The 9261-nt window shown below is 71.0% G+C and carries 9 protein-coding genes; 5 read left to right on the top strand and 4 right to left on the bottom strand.

Features of this window, described 5'->3' with window-relative positions; all coding sequences use genetic code 11:
• From VM840_06815 to VM840_06795, 5 genes are all read left to right on the top strand, one after another.
• The coding region (locus tag VM840_06815; protein ID HVL81286.1) for a hypothetical protein at positions 1 to 551 on the top strand (551 nt) is incomplete at its 5' end.
• Complete coding sequence (locus tag VM840_06810) at positions 551 to 943, top strand: DUF2089 domain-containing protein (GenBank protein HVL81285.1); 393 nt, start codon at positions 551 to 553, stop codon at positions 941 to 943. The genes VM840_06815 and VM840_06810, both read left to right, overlap by 1 nt.
• 55 nt (positions 944 to 998) lie before the next feature.
• Positions 999 to 4265 (top strand): PDZ domain-containing protein, encoded by a 3267-nt coding sequence (locus tag VM840_06805; GenBank protein HVL81284.1) that lies wholly within the window; start codon positions 999 to 1001, stop codon positions 4263 to 4265.
• The gene (locus VM840_06800) at positions 4262 to 5029 is read left to right on the top strand and encodes a metallophosphoesterase (GenBank protein ID HVL81283.1); all 768 of its coding nucleotides are present in this window, start codon (positions 4262 to 4264) and stop codon (positions 5027 to 5029) included. The genes VM840_06805 and VM840_06800 overlap by 4 nt, the downstream gene beginning before the upstream one ends.
• 14 nt (positions 5030 to 5043) lie before the next feature.
• The gene (locus VM840_06795) at positions 5044 to 6429 is read left to right on the top strand and encodes an amidase (GenBank protein ID HVL81282.1); all 1386 of its coding nucleotides are present in this window, start codon (positions 5044 to 5046) and stop codon (positions 6427 to 6429) included.
• Here the strand turns inward: VM840_06795 and VM840_06790 are convergent.
• Genes VM840_06790 through VM840_06775 form a run of 4 tightly spaced genes read right to left on the bottom strand, consistent with a single transcriptional unit; the run spans position 6426 to position 9065 of the window.
• Entirely contained in the window at positions 6426 to 7016 is a 591-nt protein-coding gene (locus tag VM840_06790; GenBank protein ID HVL81281.1) for a nitroreductase family protein, read from the bottom strand. The genes VM840_06795 and VM840_06790 overlap by 4 nt on opposite strands.
• Complete coding sequence (locus tag VM840_06785; GenBank protein ID HVL81280.1) at positions 7016 to 7795, bottom strand: DUF72 domain-containing protein; 780 nt, start codon at positions 7793 to 7795, stop codon at positions 7016 to 7018. Before VM840_06785 ends, VM840_06790 begins: the two co-directional genes overlap by 1 nt.
• Before the next feature lie 7 nt (positions 7796 to 7802).
• Positions 7803 to 8516 (bottom strand): maleylpyruvate isomerase family mycothiol-dependent enzyme, encoded by a 714-nt coding sequence (locus VM840_06780; GenBank protein HVL81279.1) that lies wholly within the window; start codon positions 8514 to 8516, stop codon positions 7803 to 7805.
• A gap of 30 nt (positions 8517 to 8546) precedes the next feature.
• Positions 8547 to 9065: a thermonuclease family protein gene (locus VM840_06775; GenBank protein ID HVL81278.1), complete on the bottom strand. Its 519-nt coding sequence runs from the start codon at positions 9063 to 9065 to the stop codon at positions 8547 to 8549.
• Positions 9066 to 9261 lie beyond the last annotated feature (196 nt).

The following is a 9261-nucleotide window of genomic DNA, read 5'->3' as shown; positions in this document are numbered from 1 at the left end:
CGGAGGCCACGGCCGGGGTCGAGGAGGCCCGAGCGGCCATCGCGCTGACCCGGGGGGCCAGGGGAAGGGTCCGCCGCGGGGGCCGCGGGATGCGCGTTTCGATCGGCGCGAGCTCGGCCCTTGGAGAGCAGATCGGGAAGTCGTCCCGGTTCGAGCAGGTGATCCAGCTCGCCAAGTACGGAATCACCCCCGACTACATACGCCGGGTGCGTGAGGTGGGCCTGACCGACCTCACGTTCGACCAGGTGATCGCGATGGGCAAGTACGGCGTCGACCCTGAGGACGTGGCCGCCTTCCGCGAGATGTTCGGCGAACAGCTGAGCACGGAGGACGTCATCCGGTTCTCGAAGTACGGCGTCGACCGGGAGTACGTGCGGCGCCTGACCGAGAACGGGATCGCCGACTTCACGCCCGACGAGCTGATCCGGATGGCGAAGTACGGCGTCGACCCCGATCTGGTGAGGGAGTACCGCGAGATGGACGTCGCCGACCTCGACTTCGACGGGGACGACCAGCAGGAAGGGTCCGAGGACGACGGGGAGGACGGCTGATGTACCCACTTCTCACGCGCGACCCGGCGAGCGGAGGGGAGCTCGTCGTCACGAGGCTGCACTGCCCGACCAGCGGCGTGACGATCGAGGGGGAGTTCTCGCTCGGGTGGATAGGCCGTCTCACTCCCGAGCAGATCGACTTCGTCGGGCTGCTGCTGGCGCGACGGAACAACCTGCAGAAGCTCGCGGACGACCTCGGCGTCGCTTACAACACGGCGAGGACCCGACTCGACGAGATCGTTGCCGCGATCGGCGGGAGCCCGGACACCACGCTCGAGGAGCCCGAGGATCCCGGGGCGGCCGAGGCTCGACGACGGATCCTCGAGCAGCTGGCCGGCGGCGAGCTGTCCTACGACGACGCTCTCGCGGCCCTGCGGTCCCTGCGGTCCTGACGCCGCCGCGGGCGGCGGTAAGGTGTCCGGACGTTCCCCCGAGCAGGAGAGGGCCATGCGCAACGGTGGTTACTTCCGGTCCCCCACCATCCGCGGAGACACCATCGTCTTCGTGTCCGAGGACGACCTCTGGACCGTCCCCGCCTCGGGCGGGGTCGCCCGGAGGCTGACCGCCAACCTCGGTCCGGTCGGCCGCGCCTCCCTCTCCCCGGACGGCTCCCTGTGCGCGTTCACGGGGTCGGAGGAGGCCCATCCCGAGGTGTACGTGATGCCCTCGGACGGCGGGTCCGCGACCCGGCTCACCTACCTCGGCGCGAACAGCGGCGTCCGCGGATGGGGGCCCGACGGACGGATCGTCTTCGTGTCCGACTACGGCTCCCCGTTCGGATCCGCCCGGCTCTACGCGATCTCACCGGAGGGCGGCTCGCCGGACCGCATCGAGATCGGACCCGCCAACGACATCTCCTACGGCCCGGACGGCCGCTCGGTCATCGGCCGGAACACGGCCGACCCGGCCCGCTGGAAGCGCTACAGAGGGGGCACCCGGGGCGAGCTGTGGGTCGACCCCCGGGGGAACGGGTCCTACCGGCGACTGGTCGACCTGGACGGCAACGTCTCCTCGCCCATGTGGATCGGCTCCCGCATCTTCTTCCTGTCCGACCACGAGGGCATCGGGAACATCTACTCGGTCCGCCCGGACGGGACGGACCTCGAGCGCCACACCGATCACGACACCTACTACGCACGGTTCGCGGGTGACGACGGCGAGCGCATCGTGTATCAGCACGCGGCCGAGATCTGGATCTGCGAGCCCGCCACGGGACGCAACGAGCGGGTCGAGGTCGAGTTCCACTCGGACCGGGTCCGGCGCAACCGCAGGTTCGTTCAGGCAGACCGCTACCTCGACGGGGCGGATCTGCACCGAGAAGGGCACTCCGTGGTCGTCACCACGAGGGGACGGATCTTCTCGATGCCGCTGTGGGAGCAGGCGGTCCGTCAGTACGGGGCTCCGGACGGCGTCCGGTACCGGCTGGCCCGCTGGCTGCGCGACGGGGAGTCGATCGTGGCGCTGTCCGACGAGGGGGGGACGGAAGCGATAGAGGTGCACCGGCCCGGAGGCGAGCGCCGCCGCCTGGAGGGCCTCGACCTGGGACGGGTCCTCACGATGAAGGTGTCCCCCACGCGCGATCAGGTCGCGGTGACGAACCACCGGCTCGAGCTGGTCCTCGTCGACCTGGGCTCCGCGACCGCTCGGGTGTTGGACGCATCGGCCTCGAACTCACCGGGGCCCATCGACTGGTCCCCCGACGGACGGTGGATCGCGTACTCCTGGCAGCCCCACAACGAGGCCCGCATGCTGCGTCTCGTAGAGGTCGAGACCGGGGCCGTCCACGACCTGACGCGGCCCGACTTCAACGACCGCAACCCCGTGTTCGACCCCGACGGGCGTTACCTGTACTTCCTGTCCGAACGCAACCACGAGCCCGTCTACGACTCGCTCTACTTCGATATCGGCTTCCCTCGCTCGGCCCGTCCGTACGCGATCACGCTCCGGGCCGACGACCCTTCGCCGTTCCTCGCCCAGCCCCGCGGCTTCGGCTCGTCCGCCGACCCCGAGGAGGCCGATCCCGAGGCCAAGGAGAAGAAGAAGAAGAGTAAGGACGACGGCTCCCCCCCGCAGGTGCGGATCGACCTCGACGGCATCGCCGACCGTGTCGTCCCCTTCCCCGTCGCCGTGGGCCGGTACGGACAGATCGCCGCGATCGCCGGCAAGGCGCTCTTCACCAAGTACCCGATCGAGCCGGCGAACCCCGACTGGAGCGCAGACGACGAGGAGAAGGGGTCGCTCGAGGTCTACGACCTGACCGAGCAGAAGCACGACACGCTCGTCGGCGGGGTGGGTTGGTTCACGCTGTCGGGCGACCGGTCCACGCTGCTGTACGCGTCCGGAGAGCGGCTGCGCGCGCTGAAGGCGGGCGACAAGCCGCCCGAGGAGAAGGACGAGTCCCCGGGCCGGCGGTCGGGTTGGCTCGACCTGGGACGAATCAGGGTCTCGGTGCTGCCGGGAGCCGAGTACCGCCAGATGTTCTCGGAGGCCTGGCGGCTGCAGAAGGACCACTACTGGGTCGAGGACCTGTCCGGCGTCGACTGGGACGCGGTGCGGGACCGGTACCTGCCGCTCGTGGACAAGGTGGCCACCCGCCTCGAGTTCTCCGATCTCATGTGGGAGATGCTCGGGGAGCTCGGGACCTCCCACGCCTACGAGTTCGGCGGCGACCACACGCCGCCGCCCCCCTACCGGATCGGCCACCTCGGGGCGGATATCGCCCGAGACGACCGGACCGGACGCTGGTCGGTCTCCCACATCGTCGCCGGGGACACGTGGAAGCCGGAGCACGATTCGCCGCTGCGGGCGCCCGGGGTCAACGTGAGGCCGGGGGACACCATCCTCGCGGTGGGCGGACGGCCGGTCACCCGCGACGTGGGCCCGCTCCAGCTACTCGTGAACCAGGCCGGGACCGACGTCGAGCTCACCGTCGGCGATCCCCGCGGTCGCAAGCCGCGGACGGTCGTCGTCCGCACGCTCGCGTCGGAGACCCCCGCGCGCTACCGGGAGTGGGTGGAGCGCAACCGGGCGCTCGTCCACGATCAGAGCGGGGGCCGCCTGGGCTACGTCCACGTGCCGGACATGTCGGCCGCCGGGTACGCCGAGTTCCACCGCTACTACGCCGTCGAGGTCGAGCGGGAGGGCCTGATCGTGGACGTCCGCTACAACGGCGGCGGCCACGTCTCCCAGCTGCTCCTGGAGAAGCTCGGACGCAAGATCCTGGGCTGGGACATCCCGCGCTGGGGACGCCCGGACCCCTACCCCGCCTACTCGCCGCGTGGACCGATCGTCTGTCTGACGAACGAGCAGGCGGGCTCGGACGGCGACATCTTCACGCACGCCTTCAAGCTGATGGAGCTGGGGCCGGTGGTCGGGAAGCGGACCTGGGGCGGCGTCGTCGGGATCAGCCCGAAGCACCGGTTCGTGGACGGCGGCCTCACCACGCAGCCCGAGTTCGCCTACTGGTTCCGCGACGTGGGGTTCGCGGTCGAGAACTACGGGACCGACCCCGACCACGACGTGGATATCAAGCCGCAGGACCACGCGGCCGGGCGCGACCCCCAGATGGAGACGGCGATCAAGCTCGCCATGAAGGCGCTGCGCGGTCACCGTCCGGTCGTGCCCGACCTCACGAAGCGCCGGATGCTGCCGCTCCCCGTGCTCCCGCCGCGGGAGACGAACGGCAGCCGTTCGAGGCGCCGCGCCCGCCGGTGAGCTTCTGGGTCATGGGAGACGTCCACGGACACGTGGACGTCGTTCGGGGACACCTGCGCGCCGAGGGGCTGATCGACGACGCCGACCGCTGGACGGGAGGCGATGCGGTCCTGTGGTTCATGGGCGACTTCACCGACCGGGGTCCGGACGGCGTCGGCGCCATCGAACTGGCGATGTCCCTGCAGGAGCAGGCGCGGGACGCCGGCGGCCGCGTCGACTCGCTCCTCGGGAACCACGAGGTCCTGATCCTGGGCGTCCGCCGGTTCGGACCACGACCCATCCCGGGCGCGCGGGACAGCTTCATGCAGCTGTGGGCGGCGAACGGGGGCCGCGTCTCCGACCTGGACCGGTTGACGGACCGCCACCACGACTGGATGGCGTCCCGGCCCGCCGTCGCCCTATGGGAGGACCGGCTCCTCGTCCACGCCGACACCGCCATGTACGCCGAGTACGGGGAGACGGTCGATGAGGTCTGCCGCAACGTGGCCGGGGTGCTCGGGTCCGACGACATAACGCGGTGGGACGAGCTCATGGAGGTCGCCTCGCATCGGCTCGTGTTCAAACGGGAGACGCGGGCGATCCGCTGGATGCTCGGTCGCTTCGGGGGGACGAGGATCGTGCACGGGCACACGCCGATCCCGTACATGGCCAAGGTGAAGCCCGAGAAGGTGCAGATGCCGCTCGTGTACGGCGACGGGATGTGCGTGAACGTCGATGGAGGGATCTACATGGGCGGCCCGGGGTTCCTGCACCTCGAGACGTGACGTAGTCTTTCGCGATGCACACACCCTGGCTGGGGGACGCCTGCGGTCTCGTCGACGCTTTCCGATCCGGCGAGATCACCCCGCTCGAGGCGACGGAGGCGTGCCTGGCCGCGATCGAGGGCTCCGCGGTCAACGCCTTCTCCTACGTGGACGCGGAGGGAGCGCGCGACAGGGCGCGCACAGCCGACGTGTCGAAGCCTCTCGGGGGACTGCCGATCGGGGTGAAGGAGCTCGACCGGATCGAGGGGTGGCCCTACACGGAGGCATCGCTCGTCTTCGCCGACCGCAAGGCCACCTTCACGTCCACCTTCGTGCAGCGCCTGATCGACGCGGGCGCCAACCCGATCGGGCTGACCACCGCGAGCGAGTTCGGGTTCGTGAACTACACGTCCACCCGGCTCAACGGGGTCACGACCAACCCGTGGAACCCCGAGCGCACGCCGGGAGGGTCCTCCGGCGGGTCGGCGGCCGCGGTCGCTGCCGGGCTCGTCCCGATGGCCACCGCCGGGGACGGCGGCGGCTCCATCCGCATCCCCGCCGGGTACAGCGGGCTGCTCGGACTGAAGGGAACGTTCGGCCGCATTCCGCGGGGACCTCAGGCCGATATCGGGTTCCTGAACGTGGTGCTGGGGTGCACGTCCCGATCGGTGCGCGACACCGCGCGCTGGCTGGACGTCACGAACGGACACGACCCGCGCGACCAGTTCAGCCTCCCGCGCGTGGAGGGATGGGAGGCGGGCCTCGGCTCCCACGAGCTGCGGGGCCTGAAGGTGGCGATCGCACCGAACCTGGACGCTATCCGCATCCACTCGGAGGTGGAGGCGGTGGTGCGCGAGGGCGGAGAGTGGCTGGCCTCCTCCCTCGGCTTGCATGTGGTCGACCTCCCTCGCCCCGTCCCCCACGACGGGCGCACCTGGGGCATGGGCGGGCTCCCGATGCTGCTGCTCGCCTTCCGCGACCACTGGCCCGACTGCGTCGACCAGCTCACCCCCGAGCTCGCCATGGGAGCCGGCTTCGTGGAGCACTACCGGGCCGAGCACGCCGCGCAGGTCGAGGAGTACCGCGTGGGGATGGTGGAGGCGATGGCGGAGGTCTTCGACGCCGTCGACCTCGTGATCTGCGCGACGAACCCCTACGAGGCTTTCGCGGCCACCGGCCCGCCCCCCTACGAGATCGAGGGGGAGCACGTCGACCCGTTCGATACGGGGGCCCTGACCATGCCCGGCAACGTGGCCGGCCACCCGGCGGTCTCGATCCCGATCGGGACATCCGCCTCCGGGCTCCCGATCGGGCTCCAGGTCTACGCGGACCGCTTCCGGGAGGACCTCCTCCTGGACGTCGCCCTGCACGTGGAGCGCGAGCGTCCGTGGCCGCTCGTCGCCCCGGGCGCGCCGGTCTAGCCGCCCCACCTCCCGCGGTGCACGACCTCGTGGAGCGGGCGGCGTCTGCGGGTCCGGGGGGAGCCGGACGGGACGTCGGCGGGAGCGGCGTGTCCGAGCGCGACCACGCCTATCGGCCGGTGGTCGTCCGGGATCGAGAACGCCTCGCGCACCGCGTCGATGCGGTCCGGCGGGATGCCGAAGAAGAGCGACCCGAGACCCGCGTCGGCCGCGCTCAGCAGGATGAGAAGCACGGCCATGCCGCAGTCGATGTCCCAGTAGGGAGCGGGCCAGCGCGACTCGTCGAGGTCCGTCCACCCCTTGTCCGGCTCCGCGTACCGCTCGAGGTAGGAGCGCTTCGATGAGAGCGGCAGGATCAGCACGGGAGCGGGACGGACGCCCCGATAGCCGTCGAGACCGACCGCCTCCCAGAACCTGGAACGATCGTCGGGGTCAGCGAGGACGACGAACGCCCAGCCCTGGGTGAACCCCGCCGAGGGAGCCCGGACCGCGTGGCTCAGCGCCCGCTCGACCACGGACGGCTCGACCGGCTCGTCGGTGAAGCTGCGCACCATGCGACGGCGCCGGACGACCTCGGTGAACTCCATCAGCGCCAGACCCTGACCTCGTGCGGCTCCGGCACGCGCGTCGGCCTCAACCCGTGGGCGGTCGCCCGCTCGGCGAACGTGATGGCGTTCTCGACCGCGCAGCACCTGGGGTCGTTGTTGAAGAAGAACCACACGTCCGCATCGGGCCCCCACTCGGCCGCTATGCGAGCCGCCCACGACTCCAGCTGTTCGTCGGGGTAGCAGGGCGGCGGCGGACCGCCCGACTCGTGCAGGCGGACGAACCCCCAGGAGGCCGTCCGCCACAGGGTGTTCAGGTCGCGCCCGTGCCGATCGGCCCAGACGAGGGCGGCGTCATGGTCGGACAGGATCCGCCTCACCTCCTCGGTGAACCACGTCTCGTGGCGGAACTCGACGGCCACCTTCACCTCGGGCGGGAACGCCTTCAGCGCTCCGGCGAGCCTCTCGGGCTCGGCCTTCATCGTCGGCGGGAGCTGGACGAGGAGCGGCCCGAGCTTCGGGCCCAGACCCGTCGCGCGCTCCATGAACAGCTGGACGCTCTCGGACGCGTCCTTCAGTCGCTTTATGTGCGTGAGGTAGCGGCTGGTCTTGCAGACGAAGACGAAGTGGTCGGGGGTCTTCTCGCGCCACCGTTCGAAGACGGTCCGTTCGGGGAGCCGGTAGAAGGTGTTGTTCACCTCGACCGTGTCGAACCTGGCCGAGTAGTGGCCGAGCCACTCCGTCTGCTTGAGCTCCTTCGGGTAGAACGCCTCCCGCCAGTCCCGGTACTGCCAGCCGGACGTCCCGATGTGCAGGGCCATGCGACCCCTATACCCCGGTGGCGCTCGCCTCCCCCGCGGCGGAGGACTCCCCCAGCGGCTCGCCGGGGGTCCCGTACATGGACAGGTGGTCCAGCCAGGGAGCGGGGTCCCCGTCCCAGCGCATCGCGCGGATCTCGTCCAGCGTCCGGCGTCCGGCCAGCGCGCGGGACAGCTCGAAGTCGTCCGCCTCGACCGTAGCCTGCGGCTCGCCGTCGCCGAGCGTCCACTCCGTGCTCGCGGTCCGCACGCGCAGGGTCGGGAGCCCGTGCTTGTCGATCCGCCTGCGCAGCCGCTCGAGGTTGAACTCGAGGGACAGCTGCGCCGCCTCCGAGTCGCGAGCGCCCGGCGCGTGCAGGGCGCCGCGGATGTCCTGCTCGTGGCAGTACAGGTCCTGTATCAGCGCGAGCCCCACGGCGGGCGGGAACGAATCGACCGCGTCCTCGAGCTGCGGTGCCCGCGTACCCCACTCCTCCAGGACCTCTTCGATCGAGCGCTCGCGACGGGCGCCCACCTGCGCCTCGGTCCACTCGTCGGTCCCGGTTCCCTCGAGCTTCCCGTCGAGCGCGTCGCACGTGATGCCAGTGACATGCGCGACGACGTCCTTCACCGACCAGTCGGGCGAAGCGGGGACGGACGTCTGCAGGTCCTCGGGAGACAGGTTGCGCACCAGGTCGGTGACGCGCTCGCGGGTCTGTCGGTAGACACGTCCGTAGTCGCTCACGCCGGGCCTCCTGTCTGGGTGGCTCGGAGCCTACCCGTTTCCGCATGCCCGCCACAGCCCACGGTCGGCTCCGCGCGCCTCACGCGAGAGCCGTGCGAACAGGTCGGCGTGCGCCACGTTCGGCGGGATCGTGAGCGGGACGGCGTACCCCTCGGCGACGAGGTCGGCGTTGAACAGCCGACCGTCCTCGGTCCATAGGTAGACGAGCGCGCGGCCGTAGCGGTCCGTGGGCTGGACGTCGAACCCCACCCTCACCCGGCGTCCGGACAGCCTCGCCCCCGTGAACCCCGTCGCTCTCAGTCCGTAGCAGTCGTCCCGCTCCGGGGTGTCGACCCCGATGAGCCGGACGCTGCGACCCCCCGTCCGCCGGTGGACACGCCCCACCGAGAGCCCGGACAGCACGACCGTGTCGCCGTCGGTAACGTGCAGGACCCGCGCCCGCGTCGCGTCCGGCGGCGGCGTTGGCCAGTCGTCGGGAGGGGGCCCGGGAGCGGGAGCGCGCGCGCAGGAGGAGAGGAGGAGGACGAGGACGAGCGCGCGCAGAGACATCGACGCAGCCTAGGTGGCGCGGAGGACGTGGGCGCCTCGACGTGTGGTGTCGCGGCGCGGGGGGCCGGGTAGGGCTCCGGCATGAGGCGGATCGTGCTGCTCCTGTTGGTCCTCCTGGTCTGCGTCCCCGCGACGGGGGCTCTCGCACAGCATGAGGGGGAGCCGGAGCCCGAGCCCACGGCGATCCTGCCACCGG

The sequence above is a fragment of the Actinomycetota bacterium genome, from assembly GCA_035540895.1.
Taxonomy (GTDB): domain Bacteria; phylum Actinomycetota; class JAICYB01; order JAICYB01; family JAICYB01; genus DATLFR01.
Note: the sequence above shows the minus strand (reverse complement) of the source record. Positions and strands in the feature narration are given on the sequence as shown.

Excerpts from the sequence above, each read along its gene's own strand:
- VM840_06775 (HVL81278.1), bottom strand. The coding sequence starts at position 9,065 with ATGTCTCTGCGCGCGCTCGTCCTCGTCCTCCTCCTCTCCTCCTGCGCG.
- VM840_06790 (HVL81281.1), bottom strand. The coding sequence starts at position 7,016 with ATGGAGTTCACCGAGGTCGTCCGGCGCCGTCGCATGGTGCGCAGCTTC.
- VM840_06795 (HVL81282.1), top strand. The coding sequence starts at position 5,044 with ATGCACACACCCTGGCTGGGGGACGCCTGCGGTCTCGTCGACGCTTTC.
- VM840_06805 (HVL81284.1), top strand. The coding sequence starts at position 999 with ATGCGCAACGGTGGTTACTTCCGGTCCCCCACCATCCGCGGAGACACC.
- VM840_06810 (HVL81285.1), top strand. The coding sequence starts at position 551 with ATGTACCCACTTCTCACGCGCGACCCGGCGAGCGGAGGGGAGCTCGTC.
- VM840_06785 (HVL81280.1), bottom strand. The coding sequence starts at position 7,795 with ATGGCCCTGCACATCGGGACGTCCGGCTGGCAGTACCGGGACTGGCGG.